The sequence below is a fragment of the Pseudomonas sp. LAIL14HWK12:I7 genome, assembly GCF_000483465.1.
In the GTDB taxonomy this organism is placed as follows: Bacteria; Pseudomonadota; Gammaproteobacteria; order Pseudomonadales; family Pseudomonadaceae; genus Aquipseudomonas; species Aquipseudomonas kermanshahensis.
Genome location: NZ_AXYZ01000016.1, coordinates 75581 through 95280, shown reverse-complemented (window position 1 = coordinate 95280; position 19700 = coordinate 75581). Strand labels below are relative to the sequence as shown.

Annotated in this window: 18 protein-coding genes; 14 read left to right on the top strand and 4 right to left on the bottom strand. The window is 63.6% G+C overall.

Annotation, left to right across the window (positions count from 1 at the left end; genetic code table 11):
• The first annotated feature begins 4 nt into the window (after window positions 1-4).
• The 5 genes from D886_RS0116440 (at window position 5) to D886_RS0116420 (ending at window position 5742) form a co-directional block, all read left to right on the top strand.
• Window positions 5-982, top strand: a complete 978-nt coding sequence (locus D886_RS0116440; RefSeq protein ID WP_027594944.1) for a thiamine pyrophosphate-dependent dehydrogenase E1 component subunit alpha — start codon at window positions 5-7, stop codon at window positions 980-982.
• A gap of 33 nt (window positions 983-1015) precedes the next feature.
• Window positions 1016-2038: an alpha-ketoacid dehydrogenase subunit beta gene (locus D886_RS0116435; RefSeq protein WP_027594943.1), complete on the top strand. Its 1023-nt coding sequence runs from the start codon at window positions 1016-1018 to the stop codon at window positions 2036-2038.
• The gene (locus tag D886_RS0116430) at window positions 2035-3141 is read left to right on the top strand and encodes an acetoin dehydrogenase dihydrolipoyllysine-residue acetyltransferase subunit (RefSeq protein ID WP_027594942.1); all 1107 of its coding nucleotides are present in this window, start codon (window positions 2035-2037) and stop codon (window positions 3139-3141) included. The genes D886_RS0116435 and D886_RS0116430 overlap by 4 nt, the downstream gene beginning before the upstream one ends.
• 195 nt (window positions 3142-3336) lie before the next feature.
• Complete coding sequence (locus D886_RS0116425) at window positions 3337-5070, top strand: C13 family peptidase (protein WP_027594941.1); 1734 nt, start codon at window positions 3337-3339, stop codon at window positions 5068-5070.
• 27 nt (window positions 5071-5097) lie between these two features.
• Window positions 5098-5742 carry an oxidoreductase gene (locus tag D886_RS0116420; protein WP_027594940.1) on the top strand — a complete coding sequence of 215 codons (645 nt, stop codon included), beginning with the start codon at window positions 5098-5100 and terminating at the stop codon, window positions 5740-5742.
• Between the two features lie 42 nt (window positions 5743-5784).
• On the opposite strand, the gene D886_RS0116415 is transcribed toward D886_RS0116420, so the two are convergent.
• The 4 genes from D886_RS0116415 to D886_RS0116400 form a co-directional block, all read right to left on the bottom strand.
• On the bottom strand, window positions 5785-6072 hold the full coding sequence (locus D886_RS0116415) for a YceK/YidQ family lipoprotein (RefSeq protein WP_027594939.1): 288 nt from the start codon (window positions 6070-6072) through the stop codon (window positions 5785-5787).
• The gene (gene ubiX, locus D886_RS0116410) at window positions 6069-6698 is read right to left on the bottom strand and encodes a flavin prenyltransferase UbiX (protein ID WP_027594938.1); all 630 of its coding nucleotides are present in this window, start codon (window positions 6696-6698) and stop codon (window positions 6069-6071) included. The genes D886_RS0116415 and ubiX overlap by 4 nt, the downstream gene beginning before the upstream one ends.
• Window positions 6695-8044 (bottom strand): UDP-N-acetylmuramate:L-alanyl-gamma-D-glutamyl-meso-diaminopimelate ligase, encoded by a 1350-nt coding sequence (mpl, locus tag D886_RS0116405; protein WP_027594937.1) that lies wholly within the window; start codon window positions 8042-8044, stop codon window positions 6695-6697. Before mpl ends, ubiX begins: the two co-directional genes overlap by 4 nt.
• A gap of 66 nt (window positions 8045-8110) precedes the next feature.
• A complete protein-coding gene (locus D886_RS0116400; RefSeq protein WP_027594936.1) occupies window positions 8111-10111 on the bottom strand; it encodes a sigma-54-dependent Fis family transcriptional regulator in 2001 nt (666 codons plus the stop codon).
• A 255-nt stretch (window positions 10112-10366) separates the two neighbouring features.
• Between D886_RS0116400 and D886_RS0116395 the strand changes: the two genes are divergently transcribed.
• From D886_RS0116395 to D886_RS0116355, 9 genes are all read left to right on the top strand, one after another.
• Window positions 10367-11887 carry an aldehyde dehydrogenase family protein gene (locus D886_RS0116395; RefSeq protein ID WP_027594935.1) on the top strand — a complete coding sequence of 507 codons (1521 nt, stop codon included), beginning with the start codon at window positions 10367-10369 and terminating at the stop codon, window positions 11885-11887.
• Between the two features lie 166 nt (window positions 11888-12053).
• Window positions 12054-13502, top strand: coding sequence for an ethanolamine permease (eat, locus tag D886_RS0116390; RefSeq protein ID WP_027594934.1), 1449 nt, complete (start codon window positions 12054-12056; stop codon window positions 13500-13502).
• Window positions 13503-13551: 49 nt separating this feature from the next.
• A complete protein-coding gene (locus tag D886_RS0116385) occupies window positions 13552-14946 on the top strand; it encodes an ethanolamine ammonia-lyase subunit EutB (protein ID WP_027594933.1) in 1395 nt (464 codons plus the stop codon).
• A gap of 8 nt (window positions 14947-14954) precedes the next feature.
• Window positions 14955-15773 carry an ethanolamine ammonia-lyase subunit EutC gene (gene eutC, locus D886_RS0116380; RefSeq protein ID WP_027594932.1) on the top strand — a complete coding sequence of 273 codons (819 nt, stop codon included), beginning with the start codon at window positions 14955-14957 and terminating at the stop codon, window positions 15771-15773.
• A 110-nt stretch (window positions 15774-15883) separates the two neighbouring features.
• Complete coding sequence (locus D886_RS0116375; protein ID WP_027594931.1) at window positions 15884-16342, top strand: GNAT family N-acetyltransferase; 459 nt, start codon at window positions 15884-15886, stop codon at window positions 16340-16342.
• Between the two features lie 325 nt (window positions 16343-16667).
• Window positions 16668-17315 (top strand): DedA family protein, encoded by a 648-nt coding sequence (locus tag D886_RS0116370; RefSeq protein WP_027594930.1) that lies wholly within the window; start codon window positions 16668-16670, stop codon window positions 17313-17315.
• 8 nt (window positions 17316-17323) lie between these two features.
• Window positions 17324-18139, top strand: coding sequence for a zinc-dependent peptidase (locus D886_RS0116365; RefSeq protein WP_027594929.1), 816 nt, complete (start codon window positions 17324-17326; stop codon window positions 18137-18139).
• Window positions 18140-18231: 92 nt separating this feature from the next.
• Window positions 18232-18759: an inorganic diphosphatase gene (ppa, locus tag D886_RS0116360; protein WP_016497835.1), complete on the top strand. Its 528-nt coding sequence runs from the start codon at window positions 18232-18234 to the stop codon at window positions 18757-18759.
• 177 nt (window positions 18760-18936) lie between these two features.
• Complete coding sequence (locus D886_RS0116355) at window positions 18937-19638, top strand: helix-turn-helix transcriptional regulator (protein ID WP_027594928.1); 702 nt, start codon at window positions 18937-18939, stop codon at window positions 19636-19638.
• Window positions 19639-19700 lie beyond the last annotated feature (62 nt).

The following is a 19700-nucleotide window of genomic DNA, read 5'->3' as shown; positions in this document are numbered from 1 at the left end:
CAAGATGTCCAATCAACTCAGTACAGAACAACTACTGCATGCCTATGAAGTGATGCGCACCATCCGCGCCTTCGAGGAACGTCTGCACGTGGAATTCGCCACCGGCGAAATCCCCGGTTTCGTCCACCTCTATGCCGGCGAAGAAGCGTCCGCCGCAGGCGTCATGGCCCACCTGCGTGACAGCGACTGCATCGCCTCGACCCACCGCGGCCATGGCCACTGCATCGCCAAGGGCGTAGACGTGTACGGCATGATGGCCGAGATCTACGGCAAGAAAACCGGTGTGTGCGGCGGCAAGGGCGGCTCAATGCACATTGCCGACCTGGAGAAAGGCATGCTCGGTGCCAACGGCATCGTCGGGGCCGGTGCGCCATTGGTTGCAGGCGCCGCGCTGGCCGCCAAGCTCAAGGGCCGCGATGACGTGTCGGTGGCCTTCTTCGGCGACGGTGCTTCCAACGAAGGCGCCGTGTTCGAAGCCATGAACATGGCCTCGATCATGAACCTGCCGTGCATCTTCGTCGCCGAGAACAACGGCTATGCCGAGGCCACGGCGTCGAACTGGTCGGTGGCCTGCGACCACATTGCCGACCGCGCTGCCGGCTTTGGCATGCCTGGCGTGACCATCGATGGCTTTGACTTCTTCGCCGTGTACGAAGCCGCGGGCGCCGCCATTGAGCGTGCGCGCTCCGGGCAAGGCCCCTCGCTGATCGAGGTCAAGCTCAGCCGCTATTACGGCCACTTCGAAGGGGATGCGCAAACCTACCGCGCCCCGGATGAAGTGAAGAACCTGCGCGAGTCCCGTGATTGCCTGATGCAGTTCCGCAACAAGACCACCCGTGCCGGCCTGCTGAGCGCCGAGCAACTCGACGCCATCGACGCGCGTGTCGAAGACCTGATCGAAGACGCCGTACGCCGCGCCAAATCCGATCCCAAGCCACAGCCCGCCGACCTGCTCAGCGACGTCTACGTCAGCTACCCCTGAGCCGCGGATTACAAGAACAAGAGGAGAATCACCATGGCAAGAAAGATCAGCTACCAGCAGGCCATCAACGAAGCCTTGGCCCAGGAAATGCGCCGCGACAGCACTGTGTTCATCATTGGCGAAGACGTGGCTGGCGGTGCCGGCGCGCCCGGGGAAGAGGACGCCTGGGGTGGCGTGCTGGGCGTGACCAAGGGCCTGTATCACCAGTTCCCTGGGCGGGTGCTCGACGCGCCGCTGTCGGAAATCGGCTATGTCGGCGCCGCCGTGGGTGCCGCAACCCAAGGCCTGCGCCCGGTGTGCGAACTGATGTTCGTCGACTTCGCCGGCTGCTGCCTGGACCAGATCCTCAATCAGGCCGCCAAATTCCGCTACATGTTCGGCGGCAAGGCCGTGACCCCGCTGGTGATGCGCACCATGTACGGCGCTGGCCTGCGCGCTGCGGCCCAGCACTCGCAGATGCTCACCTCGCTGTGGACGCACATCCCCGGCCTCAAAGTGGTCTGCCCGTCCTCGCCATACGATGCCAAGGGCTTGTTGATCCAGGCGATACGCGACAACGACCCGGTGATCTTCTGCGAGCACAAGCTGCTCTACAGCCTGCAGGGCGAGGTGCCGGAAGAGGTCTACAGCGTGCCGTTCGGCGAAGCCAACTTCCTGCGCGACGGCGACGACGTGACCCTGGTGACCTACGGGCGCATGGTCCATGTGGCGCTGGAAGCCGCCAACAACCTGGCCCGCCAAGGCATCGACTGCGAAGTGCTGGACCTGCGCACCACCAGCCCGCTGGATGAGGACAGCATCCTGGAAAGCGTCGAGAAAACCGGGCGCCTGGTGGTGATCGACGAAGCCAACCCGCGCTGCTCGATGGCCACCGACATCAGCGCACTGGTGGCGCAGAAAGCCTTCGGCGCCCTCAAGGGGCCGATCGAGATGGTCACCGCGCCGCACACGCCGGTGCCGTTCTCCGATGCGCTGGAAGACCTGTACATCCCCGACGCGGCGAAGATCGAGGCCGCCGTGCGCAAAGTGATCGAAGCTGCAAGGAGCGCCGCATGAGCCAGATCCATACGCTGACCATGCCCAAGTGGGGCCTGTCGATGACCGAGGGCCGGGTGGACACCTGGCTCAAGCAGGAAGGTGACCCCATCAACAAAGGCGACGAAGTGCTGGACGTCGAGACCGACAAGATCAGCAGCAGCGTCGAAGCCCCCTTCAGCGGTGTACTGCGCCGCCTGGTGGCCAAGCCGGATGAAACCCTGCCGGTCGGCGCGTTGCTGGCGGTGGTGGTGGAAGGCGAAGCCGACGAGGCCGAGATCGATGCCGTGGTGCAGCGCTTCCAGGCCGAATTCGTCGCCGAAGGTGGCGCCGACCAGGCACAAGGGCCAACCCCACAAAAAGCCGACGTGGGCGGCCGCCTGTTGCGCTGGTTCGAGCTAGGCGAAGGCGGAACGCCGCTGGTGCTGGTGCATGGCTTTGGCGGTGATTTGAACAACTGGTTGTTCAACCACCCGGCGCTGGCAGCCGAGCGCCGCGTCATCGCCCTTGACCTACCGGGGCACGGGGAGTCGGCCAAGGCGCTGCAACGCGGCGACCTGGATGAACTGAGCGAAACCGTGCTGGCATTGCTCGACCACCTGGACATCCCCCGCGCCCACTTGGCCGGGCACTCGATGGGCGGCGCTGTCAGCCTCAACGTGGCGCGCCTGGCGCCGCAGCGGGTGGCCAGCCTCACCCTGGTGGCCAGTGCTGGGCTTGGGGCTGCGATCAACGGGCAGTACCTGCAAGGTTTCGTGGCTGCGGCGAACCGCAATGCACTCAAGCCGCAAATGGTGCAGTTGTTTGCCGACCCAGCGCTGGTCACCCGGCAATTGCTGGAGGACATGCTCAAGTTCAAGCGCCTGGAGGGCGTCGATGCGGCGCTGCGCCAGCTGGTATCGGCCATCGCCGAGGGCGACCAGCAGCGCCACGACCTGCGCGGTGTGCTGGGGCAGCACCCGGCGCTGGTGATTTGGGGCGGCAAGGACGCGATTATCCCGGCCAGCCATGCCGACGGGCTGGAAGCCGAAGTGCTGGTACTGCCGGACGCTGGCCATATGGTGCAGATGGAGGCGGCTGAACAGGTCAACCGGAAGATGGTGGATTTCTTGCGGGGGCATTGAGGGAATGAGGGGCATGGCTTGGGGTGGTGTCTGGGTTTAGAAGTGCATGCCTTGAGGGGTTCTGCGCCTGTGAGATCGAGCGCCGCGCGGGCGGCGCTCGATCTCACAGGCAACACACCCCACAAGGCATGCACCTATCTGTCTCAGCCCCCCATTCTGCGTCATACTCGGCAGACCTATTGCCCGGTCTCCACCATGCGTCCACTGCTCCCTGTCACCCTGATCCTGTTGCTCGCCGCGTGCGGAGATGGCGAATCGCTACTGCCTCCGGACGCGCGCCTGCCCGACGGCGGGCGTTACCGGGGCGAAGTGGTCAATGGCCTGCTGCAAGGCGAGGGCCGCATCGACTACCCCAATGGCAGCTGGTACGCCGGCAGTTTCAAGGACGGCCAATGGCATGGTCAGGGCGAGTGGCACGGCCAAAACGGTGAGGTCTACCGGGGCCAGTTCGCCGAGGGCCTGTTCCAGGGTCTCGGCGACTTGACCACGCCAGGCAGCCACTATGCCGGCACCTTCAGCCACGGCCGACGCGACGGTGAAGGTACCCTCAAGCAAGCCGACCAGACCTACCGCGGCCAGTTCAAGGACGACCAGTACGAAGGCGCAGGCGAGCTGGAGCTGGCCGACGGCAGCCGCTACCAGGGCCTGTTCGCCAAAGGCAAACCGAACGGTGCCGGCGTGCGCAGCGACGCCAGCGGCAACCAGTTCAGCGGCCGTTTCGTCGATGGCCTGCTGCAAGGCAGCGGCACCTACGACAGCGTCGACGGCGAGCAGTACATCGGGGAGTTCAAGGACAACCGCCTGGAAGGCCGCGGCCGCTATGAAAGCGCCGAAGGTGACGTGTGGATCGGCGAATTCAAAGATGGCTCACTGGTGGGCGAAGGTGAACTGCTCGGCAGCGATGGCAGCCATTACAAAGGCGGTTTCGTTGACTGGCACTTTTCTGGCCAAGGCAACCTGCAACTGGCCGACGGCAGCCAGTACATCGGCACCTTCGAAAACGATGCCTACCATGGCAAAGGCCGGCTGACCCTGAGCAACGGCAAGGTCGAGGGTGGCACTTGGGTCAATGGCGTACGCGTGCGCGACGAAAAGGGCACGCTGTTGCCCGACCCGCTAGACCTGGCCTTGCTCAACCAGGGCCGCTTGCTAGAGGACGCACTGGCACGGGTGCCGCCTACCGCGCCGGCCATTCAGTTATACAGCCTGGTCGTGGCCGGCGATGGCCAGCAAAGCGTGTTCCTGCGCGAAGCCGACTATGTCAGCAACATGCTCAAGGTCCGTTTTGGCGCCCGCGGCCAGGTTACCCTGGTCAACCATCGGGACCACATGGCCAGCCGCCCCATGGCCACCCGCGAGAACCTCACCCGCGCTGCCCGTACCCTGGCCGAACGCAGCGGCCCCGAGGACCTGGTGTTCATCTACCTCACCAGCCACGGCAGCCACGACCACCAACTGGTGCTCGACCAACCCCGCCTGCAACTGGCCGACCTGTCCGCCGACGAGCTGGCCAGTGCCCTGGCACCGCTGAAAGAGCGCGACAAGGTAATCGTCATCTCGGCCTGCTATTCAGGGGGCTACATCGCGCCGCTCAAAGATGATCGCACGGTGATCATGACCGCCGCCCGCGCCGATCGGGTGTCGTTCGGTTGCTCGGAGGAAGCCGACTTCACCTACTTTGGCGATGCCCTGTTCGCCGAGGCGCTGAACCAGACCGACGACCTGAAACAGGCGTTTGAACTGGCACGCGCCAGCGTTGCCGAAAGAGAACGAAAGGAAGGTTTCGAAGCCTCTGAACCGCAGCTGTGGGCGCCGCCAGCAGTACTGGCACACTGGCAGCACCTACGCCGGCAACAGGCCGAAGAAGCGCTACGCAATGCTGCGCAAGCGACGGTGGAGCAGCAGGAAAAAAAGCCCGGCAACCACTAAGCTTGTGTGTAACAAGGGAGAGACATCATGTATTTGACGCCTCAGCATGTCCTGCTTGCCGGTGCCACGGGTCTGACGGGTGAACACCTGCTAGACCGCCTACTCAACGAACCGACCATCAGCCGGGTGCTGGCCCCTACGCGCCGGCCGCTGGCCGAACACCCGCACCTGGAAAACCCAGTGGGCGACCCGGCGGTGTTTCTTCCGCAGCTGGCCGGGCGTGTCGATATCGCCTATTGCTGCCTGGGCACCACGCTCAAGCAGGCCGGCTCCGAATCGGCTTTCCGCGCCGTCGATCTGGACATGGTCGTGGCCTTCAGCAAGCGCGCCCGGGAACTCGGTGCACGCCATTTGCTGGTTGTCAGCGCAGTCGGCGCCGACCCTAAATCATCGATCTTCTACAACCGCGTCAAAGGTGAAATGGAGGAAGCGCTGAAGGCCCAGGACTGGCCACAGCTGACCATCGTCCGCCCGTCAGTGCTGCTGGGTGATCGCATTGAGCCGCGCTTTGGCGAGCAACTGATTTCGCCGCTTTCCAAGCTGATACCTGGGAAGTATCGGGGTATCGAGGCGTGCACCCTGGCACGGGCGCTGTGGCGCCTGGCGCTGGAGGAAGAAGACGGGGTGCGGGTGATCGAGTCGGATGAACTGCGCCGCCTGGGCAAAAACTAGCGCCGCGCGCGCTCCCGCACGGATTACGCGTTAATACCGTAATCAAAGCCCGCCGGTGGCCTGGAAGCCGACGCCTGCTGCCGTCAGCAACGACAACGGCAGCAGCAGCGTATCCAGTAACAGGCTACCGGGCAGATCCAGGCCTGGGTAGGCGGGCGCCAGCGCGCCGAAATGATCTTTCGGGCAGCACCCGCCGTTCATCACATACAAGTCCAGCCGCGTTCCGGCATACACCACCGGCGCGCCCGGCTTGTTGGCATCCAGCGTGCGCACCGTGGCGCAGCCACTGAGCAGCGCCAGCGCCACCAACCCCGACAGTGCTCGCTTCAATCATCCGCCCCAAAGTGATGTTCACCCCAACGCGGCAGCATGTCCTGAGGGATGTCCAGCAGGTTGAGAATGCGTGCAACGACGAAATCGATCAGGTCGTCGATGGTCTGCGGCTGATGGTAGAAGCCCGGCGCTGCTGGCAAGATCACGGCACCCATCTGCGACAGCTTGAGCATGTTCTCCAGGTGGATCGTCGAGAACGGGGCTTCACGCGGTACCAGGATCAACTGGCGGCGCTCCTTCAACGTGACGTCGGCGGCCCGCTCGATCAAGTTGTTGCAAGCACCGGTGGCAATCGCCGACAAGGTACCCGTGGAACACGGCACCACCACCATCGCCGCCGGTGCGCCAGAGCCCGAGGCCACCGGCGACATCCAGTCTTCCTTGCCATACACGCGGATCTGGCCGTCGGCAGCGCCGGTGTATTCGGTCAGAAACGCCTGCATCGCCTGGGGCTTGGGCGGCAGCAACACATCGGTTTCGGTGGACATCACCAGCTGCGCGGCCTTGGAAATGAGGAAATGCACCTCGCGGTCCTCACGCACCAGGCAATCAAGCAGGCGCAGGCCATATTGCGCGCCAGAGGCGCCCGTCATGGCCAGGGTGATGCGCGCCGGCCCGCTCACTTGAGCGCCTCGGCCAATTTGCCGTGCAAGCCGCCGAAGCCGCCGTTGCTCATGATCACGACGTGGGTGCCCGGCCGTGCCTGGCCCTTGATGCGCTCGATGATCGCTTCAAGGCTGCCGGCAACCACGCTCGGCACGGTGCACTGGGCCGCCGTGGCGGCCAGGTCCCAGCCCAGGTTGGCCGGGGCGTACCAGATGACCTGGTCGGCATCGTTGACGCTTTCCGGCAGGCCATCACGGTGGGCACCCAGCTTCATCGAGTTGGAGCGCGGCTCGATCACCGCAATCACCGGTGCTTCACCTACGCGCTTGCGCAGGCCGTCGAGGGTGGTGGCGATGGCGGTCGGGTGGTGAGCGAAGTCATCGTAGATGGTCACGCCCTGCACTTCAGCGACCTTCTCCATGCGCCGCTTGACGCTTTTGAAGGCGCTCAACCCGGCGATACCCATGGCCGGCACTACACCGACATGGCGGGCCGCAGCCAGGGTTGCCAAGGCATTGGCGACGTTGTGCTGACCGGTCAGCGCCCAATCGACCACGCCCTGTGCCTCGCCCTCGAACAGCACTTCGAAGCGCGACCCATCGGGGCTGAGCAGGCGCGCCTGCCATTGGCCGCCTTCACCGGTGGTTTGCACCGGGGTCCAGCAACCCATGCCGATGACCCGCTCCAGCGCCTGTTCGGTGGTCGGATGGATCACCAGGCCTTCGCTCGGGATCGTGCGCACCAGGTGGTGGAACTGGCGCTCGATGGAGGCCAGATCGGGGAAGATGTCCGCGTGATCGAACTCAAGGTTGTTGAGAATCGCGGTGCGCGGGTGGTAGTGGACGAACTTCGAGCGTTTATCGAAGAACGCACTGTCGTACTCGTCGGCCTCGACCACGAAAAACGGGGTGTCGCCCAAACGCGCGGACACCGAGAAGTTCTGTGGCACGCCGCCGATCAAGAACCCAGGGCTCATGCCGGCATGCTCCAGCACCCAGGCCAGCATGCTGCTGGTGGTGGTCTTGCCATGGGTACCGGCAACGGCCAATACCCAGCGGCCCTGCAGCACGTGGTCAGCCAGCCACTGTGGGCCAGAGACATAGGGCAGGCCCTTGTTCAACACGTATTCCACCGCCGGGTTGCCCCGCGACATGGCGTTGCCGACCACGACCAAGTCGGGTGCCGGGTCTAGCTGAGCCGGGTCATAGCCCTGGGTCAGCTCGATGCCCTGGGCTTCGAGCTGGGTGCTCATCGGGGGATAGACATTGGCATCGGAGCCGGTGACGCGGTGGCCAAGCTCTTTGGCCAGGACCGCCAGGGAACCCATGAACGTGCCGCAAATACCGAGAATGTGAATATGCATGGTCGACCTCGCAAAACATCGAGGCAGGGTAGCCCAGGGCGCGGGAAATCGCACCCGCTGTTTCGCTCAGCCGACCCGGGTGATGCCGTGTTTGCGCAGTTTTCGATACAAGGTATTGCGGCTGATGCCCAGGTGCTCGGCAACGCGGGTCAAGTGCCAGTGTTTTGCCTCCAGCACTGACAGCAGCGCTTCGCACTCAGCGTCCTCAAGGCGCACTGGCGCGCTCTTGTGGGTGAGACTGTTTTGCTCCTCATGTGGGAGCGGGCTTGCCCCGCGAACACCGGCAAAGCCGGTGCCATCCACCGCGTTGCCTGCTTCGCGGGGCAAGCCCGCCCCCACAGGGGCCGCATTACTCCGGAAAGTCGCGGGCAGGTCGGAGAACCCGATGACGGTGTTATCGCAAAGCGCCACGAGCGTGCGCAGTACATTGCGCATCTGCCGCACGTTCCCCGGCCAGGCAAAGTCCAGCAACGCCTGACGCGCACTGGGCTCCAGTTCCACCCGTTGCCCCTGGGCCTCCTGACTCAGCAAAAAGTCCAGCAACTGGCCCTTGTCACTGCGCTCACGCACTGAGGGCAAGGCCACTTCCAGCCCGTTCAGCCGGTAATACAGGTCTTCGCGGAAGCTGCCCTGCGCCACCCGCTCCAGCAGGTCGCGGTGGGTGGCACTGACGATGCGCACGTCCACGGCCTGGGGCTCGCCGCCAATCGGCACCACCTGGCGCTCTTCCAGGACCCGCAACAGGCGCGTCTGCAAGGCCAGTGGCATGTCACCAATCTCGTCCAGCAACAACGTGCCGCCGTCGGCCTGCAGCAGCTTGCCGCGCATGCCTTCCTTGCGTGCGCCGGTAAAGCTGCCACCGCGGTAACCGAACAGCTCGCTTTCGATCAGGCTCTCTGGGATCGAGGCGCAGTTGATCGCCACGAACGGCTTACCGCGACGCTGGCTGGCCTGGTGCACGGCCTGGGCGAACGCCTCCTTGCCGCAACCGGTCTCGCCACGCAACAGCAGCGGCACATCACGCTCGAATACCCGCACGCAGCGGCGGAAGTCGTTTTGCAACGCCGGGTCGAGCAGGCAGATGCCTGGCGCTTCAGCACGCTGAGGCTGGCTGAGCGGTACTGACCAGACCGGCGTACGCGCCTGGCCTCGCAGGCTGGCAAACACCTGGCGGCCGTCGCGTGTCTGCAACGGCCAGACGGTACTGCCGCCCGGCACGGCGCGGCTGAACAGTTCGTCGTGGCTGCAGGCAAAAAACCGCTCCACCGGTTGCCCAAGCACACCACCGCGAACGGTGCCCAACAGGTTGAGCGCGCTCTGGTTGGCGGCGCAAATCCGCCCGTCACCCTCGAAGGCCAGCAAGCCCTCGCTGAACAAGCCGACCGACTCAGCCTGCAGATGAAAGCGCAGCAGCCACTGCTGCTGAAAATGACGCAGGAAATAACAGCTCTCGATCATCTTCGCCGAGAGGTTGACCAAGGCCATGGTGTGGAACTGGCTCTGCCGCGACACATCGGGCCGCGCCGACGACACGTCGAGTACCGCCAGCAGTTCGCCATGCGGGTCGAACACCGGGCTTGCCGAACAGGTCAGGCCGGTGTGGCGGCCACGAAAGTGTTCGTGCTGATGAATGGTCAGGGCCTGGCGCTCGACCAGGCAGGTGCCGATACCGTTGGTGCCTTCGCGCGCTTCGCTCCAGTCGGCGCCCAGCCACAGCCCTGCCCGCTCGAAGATGCGCCGCTCGCTGGGGGCGCTGACACAGTTGAGGATCACCCCGCGGGCATCGGTCAGCAGCACGGCATGGCCAGCGCCAGAGAGCTGCTGATGCAGGCTGTTCATCTCGGCGTCGGCAATTTTCAGCACCTGGTGCAGGCGCTCGCGGGTTTCCAGCAAGCGCCCGTGTTCAAGCACCACGGGGGCCTCGATCAGCGTCGGGTCGAGGTGGTAATCCTCGAGGCAGCGCAGCCAGGACCGGGCGATCGCCGGGTCACTGCCGCCCGCCCCGGCTTCACCGTGGGCAACGGTATGCACTTGTTGGGCATGGCGACTCAAGTGATTGCTCTGCATGTGTTGTGGTTCTCCGCAGATCGAGCGTTCAGCCAGCATCCTCCACCCGGCGGGCCTTTGCAATGCACCTGCCGGCAGCGTGTCGCAAATGGCACAAAGTGTCACACAGGCCGTACCACGGCTGGCACAGCGGGCTTTCACAGCCCTCTGAAAATTACGCTAAGTGCTTGATTTAGCAGAACCTCAAAACACTGGCCCAACCTTTGCTCTACGCTTTTCAACTCCCTAACAAACACAATAGCCAGGAGACACACCATGCGTTACGCACATCCCGGTACCGAAGGCGCGAAGGTTTCCTTCAAGAGCCGCTACGGCAACTACATCGGTGGTGAATTCGTAGCTCCGGTCAAGGGGCAGTACTTCGAAAACACCTCCCCGGTGAATGGCAAGCTGATCGCAGAGTTTCCCCGCTCCACTGCCGAAGACATCGACAAAGCCCTGGATGCCGCCCACGCCGCCGCCGATGCCTGGGGCCGCACGTCCGTCCAGGACCGCTCCAACGTGCTGCTGAAAATCGCCGACCGCATCGAGCAGAACCTTGAAGTCCTGGCCATTACCGAAACCTGGGACAACGGCAAGCCCATCCGCGAAACCCTCAACGCCGACATCCCGCTGGCAGTCGATCACTTCCGTTACTTCGCCGGTTGCATCCGCGCCCAAGAGGGCGGCGCCGCCGAAATCAACGAAGGCACCGTCGCCTATCACATTCACGAACCTCTGGGCGTGGTCGGGCAGATCATCCCGTGGAACTTCCCGCTGCTGATGGCCGCGTGGAAACTCGCCCCGGCCCTGGCCGCAGGCAACTGCGTGGTCCTCAAACCCGCCGAGCAGACCCCGCTGGGCATCACCGTACTGCTGGAGCTGATCGGCGACCTGCTGCCCAAAGGCGTGCTCAACGTCGTCCAAGGGTACGGCCGCGAAGCGGGCGAAGCGCTGGCCACCAGCAAACGCATCGCCAAAATCGCCTTCACCGGTTCGACCCCGGTCGGCTCGCACATCATGAAATGCGCCGCCGAAAACATCATCCCGTCCACCGTCGAGCTGGGCGGCAAGTCGCCTAACGTGTACTTCGAAGACATCATGCAGGCCGAGCCGAGCTTCATCGAGAAGGCCGCCGAAGGCATGGTGCTGGCATTCTTCAACCAGGGCGAAGTGTGCACCTGCCCGTCGCGTGCCCTGGTGCAGGAGTCGATCTACCCGCAGTTCATGGAAGTGGTGATGAAGAAGGTCCTGCAGATCAAGCGTGGCGATCCGCTGGACACCGACACCATGGTCGGCGCCCAGGCGTCGCAACAGCAGTTCGAGAAGATCCTGTCGTACCTGGAAATCGCCAAGGAAGAAGGCGCTGAGCTGCTGACCGGCGGCAAGGTGGAAAAACTCGAAGGCGCGCTGTCGACCGGCTATTACATCCAGCCGACCCTGCTCAAGGGCGACAACAAGATGCGCGTTTTCCAGGAAGAAATCTTCGGCCCGGTGGTCAGCGTCACCACCTTCAAGGACGAAGCCGAAGCCCTGGCGATTGCCAACGACACCGAGTTCGGCCTGGGTGCCGGTGTGTGGACCCGCGACATCAACCGCGCCTATCGCATGGGCCGTGGCATCAAGGCTGGCCGCGTATGGACCAACTGCTACCACCTGTACCCGGCGCATGCCGCGTTTGGCGGTTACAAGAAGTCCGGCGTTGGGCGTGAGACCCACAAGATGATGCTCGATCACTACCAGCAGACCAAGAACCTGCTGGTGAGTTACGACATCAATCCGTTGGGCTTCTTCTAAACCTGAGATGGCTGCGGGGGCTGCTTTGCAGCCCACCGCAGCGGTTCGTCACCACCACAAGCCAGCGCGGTTCCCGTGCACGAACCGCTCTGGCTCGCTTCCTGCAGTACCTATCACCATGGGCTGGAAGTCCCTCCGGCCACCAAGAAAAACAACAGGTGAAACTATGCCAAGCGATCATTCCGGTAATGTGCCGGCAGGCTCTTCTGTCGACTTCGAAAAAGTCGGTTCGGACTATTTCCAGCAACGTGAACTGAAAAAAGGCGCAGCCGGCTGGGTGCTGTTGGTTGGCCTCGGGGTCGCCTATGTGATCTCCGGCGACTACGCCGGGTGGAACTTCGGCCTGGCCCAAGGCGGCTGGGGCGGCATGTTCCTCGCCACCCTGCTGATGGCCACCATGTACCTGTGCATGTGCTTCTCGTTGGCCGAGCTGTCGTCGATGATCCCCACTGCAGGCGGCGGTTACGGCTTTGCCCGCAGCGCCTTTGGCCCATGGGGCGGTTTTCTTACCGGCACGGCCATCCTCATCGAATATGCCATTGCCCCGGCGGCCATCGCCGTGTTCATCGGCGCCTATTGTGAGTCACTGTTCGGCATCGGCGGCTGGGTCATCTACCTGGCGTTCTACATCGTGTTCATCGGCATCCACATCTTCGGCGTCGGCGAAGCGCTGAAGCTGATGTTCATCATCACCGCCATTGCCGCCATTGCCTTGGGCGTGTTCCTGGTGAGCATGGTGCCCCATTTTGATGCAGCCAACCTGTTCGACATCGCCAAGACCGACGCCGCCGGCGCCAGCAGTTTCCTGCCGTTCGGCTATGTCGGCGTGTGGGCCGCAATCCCTTACGCCATCTGGTTCTTCCTCGCCGTCGAAGGCGTGCCGCTGGCCGCCGAAGAAACCAAGAACCCAAAACGCGACCTGCCCCGCGGTCTGATCGGCGCGATGCTGGTGCTGCTGGCCTTCGCCCTGCTGATTCTGGTGATCGGCCCTGGCGCGGCGGGCTCCGAAGCGCTCAAGGCCTCCGGTAACCCACTGGTCGAGGCACTGTCCAAAGCCTATGGCGGTTCCACCTGGATGGGCAGCTTCGTCAACCTGGTCGGCCTGGCTGGCCTGATTGCCAGCTTCTTCTCGATCATCTATGCCTACTCGCGGCAGATCTTCGCGCTGTCCCGCGCCGGCTACCTGCCGCGCAAACTCTCCGAGACCAACAAAAGCAAGGCGCCGGTCCTGGCCCTGATCATCCCTGGCCTCATCGGTTTCGGGCTGTCGCTGACCGGCCAGGGCGACCTGCTGATTCTGGTCGCGGTGTTCGGGGCCACGCTGTCCTACGTGCTGATGATGGCTGCACACATCACCCTGCGCATCCGCCGTCCGAAAATGGAACGCCCGTATCGCACCCCGGGCGGCATCTTCACCTCGGGCGTAGCCCTGGTACTGGCGTGCATCGCCGTGGTGGCGGGCTTCCTGGTCGACCCGCGGGTTGTGATTGGCGCCGCGGTGATCTATGGAGTATTAATTGCCTACTTTGCGTTCTACAGCCGCCACCACCTGGTAGCGGGCACACCGGAAGAGGAATTCGCCGCGATCCAGAAGGCCGAAGAGGCCTTGCACTGATCGCCGACACCCGCCGCGGGCCAGCCCCGCGGCGCTCTGGAGAATCTGTATGGCAAGTTTCGTACACACGGTAGGCCACCTGGTCTACCGCTTCGACAGCCTCAAGGACGTGATGGCCAAGGCCAGCCCCGCGCGTTCTGGGGATTTCCTGGCCGGTGTCGCCGCCAGCAACGACGGTGAGCGGGTCGCCGCGCAGATGGCCTTGGCCAACATCCCGCTGACGCACTTTCTGACCGAGGCGCTGATCCCCTATGAAGAGGACGAGGTCACCCGCCTGATCATCGACACTCACGATGCCCAGGCCTTCGCACCGGTCAGCCACCTCACCGTGGGCGGCCTGCGTGACTGGCTGCTCAGCGAAGAAGCCGACGAAGACAGCCTGCGCGCGCTGGCGCCGGGCCTGACACCAGAAATGGCGGCGGCGGTGTCGAAGATCATGCGCGTTCAGGACCTGATCCTGGTGGCGCAGAAGATCCGCGTGGTTACCCGTTTCCGCGGCACCATGGGCCTGCGCGGGCGCTTGTCGACCCGCCTGCAACCCAACCACCCGACCGACGAACCCGCTGGCATCGCCGCCAGCATCCTCGATGGCCTGCTGTACGGCAACGGCGACGCCATGATCGGCATCAACCCGGCCACCGACAGCATCGCCTCGATCTGTGCCCTGCTGGAAATGCTCGATGCAATCATCCAGCGCTACGACATCCCCACCCAGGCCTGCGTGCTGACCCACGTCACCACCTCGATCGAAGCGATCAACCGTGGCGTGCCGCTGGACCTAGTGTTCCAGTCGATCGCCGGCACCGAAGCCGCCAACGCAGGCTTTGGCATCAACCTCAACGTATTGCAGGAGGGTTACGAAGCGGGCCTGTCGCTCAAGCGCGGCACCCTTGGGCAAAACCTCATGTATTTCGAGACCGGCCAGGGCAGCGCCCTGTCGGCCAACGCCCACCACGGCGTCGACCAGCAGACCTGCGAAACCCGTGCCTACGCCGTGGCCCGGCACTTCAAGCCGTTTCTGGTCAATACCGTGGTCGGTTTCATCGGCCCGGAGTACCTGTACAACGGCAAGCAGATCATCCGCGCCGGCCTCGAAGACCACTTTTGCGGCAAGCTGCTGGGCGTGCCGATGGGTTGCGACATCTGCTACACCAACCACGCCGAAGCCGACCAGGACGACATGGACACCCTGCTGACCTTGCTGGGTGTGGCCGGGATCAACTTCATCATGGGCATCCCCGGCTCCGACGACATCATGCTCAACTACCAGACCACGTCGTTCCATGACGCGCTGTATGCGCGCCAGACCCTGGGCCTGAAGCCCGGCCCCGAATTTGAAGCATGGCTGGCGCGCACCGGCATCTTTACCCAGGCCGATGGCCGGGTGCGCTTTGGTGACAACCTGCCGCCGGCGTTCCGCCAGGCGTTGGCACAGCTTGCATAGGGATGACCATGGACCCTCGCACCGTAACCCCCGACAACCCCTGGCTGGCCCTGCGTACCCTGACCCCGGCGCGTATCGCCCTGGGCCGCACCGGCACCAGCCTGCCGACCGGTGCACAACTGGACTTCCAGTTCGCGCATGCCCAGGCCCGCGATGCCGTACACCTGCCCTTCGACCATGCCGGGCTGACCGCCCAGCTCAGTGACCGCGGGCGCGACAGCTTGGTATTGCACAGCGCCGCCCACGACCGCGACCAATACCTGCAGCGCCCGGACCTGGGCCGGCGGCTGAACGAAGACTCGATCGAAACCTTGCGCCAGCATGCCCAGGCCAACCCGGGCGGTGTCGACCTGGCCGTCGTCGTCGCTGACGGCCTCTCGGCCCTCGCCGTGCACCGCCATACCCTGCCGTTTCTGACCCGTTTCGAGGAACAGGCCGCTGCCGACGGCTGGACCAGCGCGCCGGTGGTGCTGGTGGAACAGGGCCGCGTGGCCGTGGCCGACGAGGTTGGCGAGTTACTGGGCGCACGGATGACCGTGATGCTGATCGGCGAGCGCCCGGGGTTGAGCTCGCCCGACAGCCTCGGCCTGTATTTCACCTACGCGCCGCGGGTCGGCCTGACTGACGCCTACCGCAACTGCATCTCCAACGTGCGCCTTGAGGGCCTGAGCTATGGCATGGCGGCCCACCGCTTGCTGTACCTGATGCGTGAAGCGTGTCGCCGGCAGCTTTCCGGGGTGAATCTGAAGGACGAAGCCGAGGTCCATAGCCTGGAGAGCGATACCCCCGCCAGCCAAAAAGGAAACTTTCTGCTCGGAAAAGGGTAAAAATCATGTCACGGAAGGCGGATTGCGCTTCTCGCACGCATTAGGCAGCATGCTGTTGAGAGCGGGGCTGGCAATCCGCTGTTTCCCCAAATGGATCCTGAGGGCCGCACATGCGTATCATCAAGGCAACCCTGGAACACCTCGACCTGCTGACCCCCCTGTTCGTCAAATACCGCGAGTTCTATGGGCAATTGCCCTACCCGGACAGCTCACGCAGCTTTCTGGAAAAGCGCCTGAAGCGGGACGAGTCGGTGATTTACCTGGCACTGGCGGATGACGATGCCAACAAATTGCTCGGCTTCTGCCAGCTGTACCCAAGCTTTTCGTCGCTGTCGCTCAAACGCGTGTGGATTCTCAACGACATCTATGTGGCCGAAGACTCGCGACGCATGCTGGTGGCCGACCACCTGATGCGCGAGGCCAAGAAGATGGCGAAAGAGACCAATGCCGTGCGGATGCGGGTGTCGACCAGCGCCAACAATGAGGCAGCGCAAAAGACCTACGAGTCCATCGGCTTTCGCAAGGACACCGAGTTCGAGAGCTACATCCTGCCGATCCATCAGGATTGACCTGCGCAGGCCTTATCACCTGTACCTGTAGGCGCAGCCTTGTGCTGCGAAGAGGCCGGTGCTAGCAGTCGAGATTAACAGTGCTGGCACCGGCCTCTTCGCAGCACAAGGCTGCTCCTACAAGGGTCGCGCATGGCCAGAGGTATGGGTGGGCCTGCCGAGTGAAGTCGGTACAGGCAGCATGAAACTTCCCCTTCCGTAACCCGCCGCTACAAACTCCCCGGGCATGATCCTCACTTCGCCGTATAATGCCCCACTTGTCATGTGTGAAAATTTACCCATCCCCTGGTAACCGAGCCTACGCCCCAGAACACAGGTGCTGTACATGGATTTCAACCCGCTGGACCTTATCCTGCATCTCGATGCCTACCTCGATCTGCTGGTCACCAATTACGGTCCCTGGATCTACGCCATCCTGTTCACCGTGATCTTCTGCGAAACCGGCCTGGTGGTGATGCCGTTCCTGCCAGGTGATTCGCTGCTGTTCATCGCCGGCGCCGTGGCGGCCGGTGGCGGCATGGACCCAGTCCTGCTGGCGGGCCTGCTGATGGCGGCGGCGATCCTGGGCGACAGTACCAACTACGTGATTGGCCGAACGGCGGGCGAGCGGTTGTTCAACAACCCCAATTCGAAGATCTTCCGCCGCGACTACCTGCAGCGCACGCACGAATTCTATGAACGCCATGGCGGCAAGACCGTGACCCTGGCGCGCTTCCTGCCCATCCTGCGTACCTTCGCGCCGTTCGTCGCCGGTATCGCCCACATGCACTACCCGCGCTTCCTGGGCTTCAGTGTCGCCGGTTCGTTGCTGTGGGTCGGAGGCCTGGTGACGCTGGGCTATTTCTTCGGCAATGTGCCGTTCATCAAGCAGCACCTGTCGCTGATGGTGGTGGGTATCATCTTCCTGTCGCTGGTGCCGATGGTGCTCGGCCTGCTGCGCGGTCGCCTGGGCCGTGCCGCCAAGGCTCACTGACCCCAGCCATGTGGTCTTTCAGCGCCTGGCGGCGTCGGCGCACCCTGAAGCGCTACCCGATCACAGCCGAGCAATGGCAGGCGGTTCGCCAACACCTGCCGTTGCTCGACGGTATCAGCGATGAAGAAGATCGCTGGTTGCGTGAAGCCTGCATCCTGTTTTTGCTTGAAAAGCACCTGACCACCCTGCCCGGTGTCGAGCTAAGTGATGAGCAGCGCCTGTTCCTCGCTGCCCAGGCGCAGCTGCCACTGCTGCACCTGGGTGACCTGAACTGGTACCAGGGTTTCCACGAAATCATCCTCTACCCCGACGACTTCAAAAGCCCTCAGCGCCACCGCGATGCCAGTGGTGTGGAGCATGTGTGGGACGGCGAACACAGCGGTGAAGCCTGGCAACAGGGGCCGGTGATCCTGGCCTGGAACGGGGTGCTGGCCAGTGGTGGTTGGGAGGCCTATAACCTGGTCATCCATGAGTTGGCGCACAAGCTCGACATGCTCAATGGCGACGCCAACGGCCTGCCGCCGCTGCACAGTGGCATGCCCGTGGATGAGTGGGCGACGGCCATGCAACAGGCCTATGACGACCTCAACCGCCAGCTGGACCTGAACCCCGACGCCGAAACGCCCATCGACCCCTACGCGGCAGAAAACCCTGCAGAATTCTTCGCCGTCACCAGCGAATACTTCTTCAGCGCCCCCGACCTGTTGCAGCAGGCGTATCCGCAGGTTTACCAGCAACTGTCGCTGTTCTACCGCCAAGACCCACTGGCGCGCCTGAACCAGTTGCAGGCCGAACACCCCGATTACCGCGAAGGCCACGCCTGACGCGGCCGCACATCAGGCCAAGCGTGGCATGCCCATGCGGAATGTGCCTATAATCGCCGCCACTTTTTGGTCAACTACGGGGGCACTGCCCAATGAGCTACAGCAAGATTCCGGCGGGCAAAGACCTGCCGAACGACATCTACGTCGCCATCGAGATCCCGGCCAACCACGCGCCGATCAAATACGAGATCGACAAGGACAGCGACACCCTGTTCGTCGACCGTTTCATGGCTACCCCGATGTTCTACCCAGCCAACTATGGCTTCATCCCGAACACCCTGGCCGACGACGGTGACCCGCTCGACGTGCTGGTCGTGACCCCATACCCAGTTGCCCCAGGCTCGGTCATCCGTGCCCGCCCGGTTGGCATCCTGAACATGACCGACGACGGCGGCGGCGACGCCAAAGTCATCGCTGTGCCGCACGACAAGCTGTCGCAGCTGTATGTCGACGTTAAGGAATACACCGACCTGCCAGCCCTGCTGATCCAGCAGATCGAGCACTTCTTCGCGAACTACAAAGATCTCGAGAAGGGCAAGTGGGTCAAGATCGAAGGCTGGGACGGCGCCGACGCCGCCCGTGCTGCGATCACCAAATCGGTCGCTGCCTACAAAGGCTGATACCGATTGCTGAAAAACCCCGCCTCGGCGGGGTTTTTTATGCGCGAGGGAACACCCTTCCAGTAAAAATTCCTACATCGCCCTACTCCAACGCCCTACAACTAAGCACCTTTCGCACAAGCCGCATCAACATCCGGTTCATATGCCAGCTGGCACCCGGCCGCTACACTCGCGGCCATGAACACATCCGGTGACCGCCTCAAAGCCCTGCTGCACGAATGTGGCTTGACCCCTTCCGATTTCGCTGCCCAACGCAGCGTCACACCCCAGCACGTCAACAACTGGTTCAGACGGGGTGTTCCGTTGGCTCGCCTCGATGAAATGGCCGACTTGTTCTGCGTGCATCGCCGTTGGCTACGCAGCGGCGAAGGCCCCAAGCACCCCAACCCGATCTTGCGCAGCGGCCCGCCACGGCCACCGCACACCAACCCGCCCACCCCGCTGTCAGCACACAGCGGCCGGCTGCTGCAGGTGCCGTTTTACGCACTGCAGCACGGCCTGCTTGCCCCCGTGGCCAACCATCACCTGCGCCTGCCCACCACGGCGTTAAAGGCGCTGGGCGTTGCTGCGCAAAATGCCATCTGCCTGGCCATGCCTGCCGCCAACATGGCTCCGCTGATCCCGCTGGAGGCCACCTTGGCGGTAGACCTGAGCATGACCGAAGTCATCGAGGGCGAGACCTATGCCTTGCTGCACAACGGCACCCTGAGGGTGAACAACCTCAGCCTCGGCCCGCACGGCACCCTGTACCTACACAGCCATGACCGGCGCAACTACGCCGTCGAGCGCTACACCCGCGCCCAGCGCCAGGCCCAAGGCCTGGAGGTTCTCGGCTGGGTCTTCCACTGGTCGCATTTCCGCCGCCATCGCCCCAGCTGAAACACGCTGTGCCATTTTTTGCTGGGCATACTGCGCAAGCCCTTGTATGCTACGCGGCACAT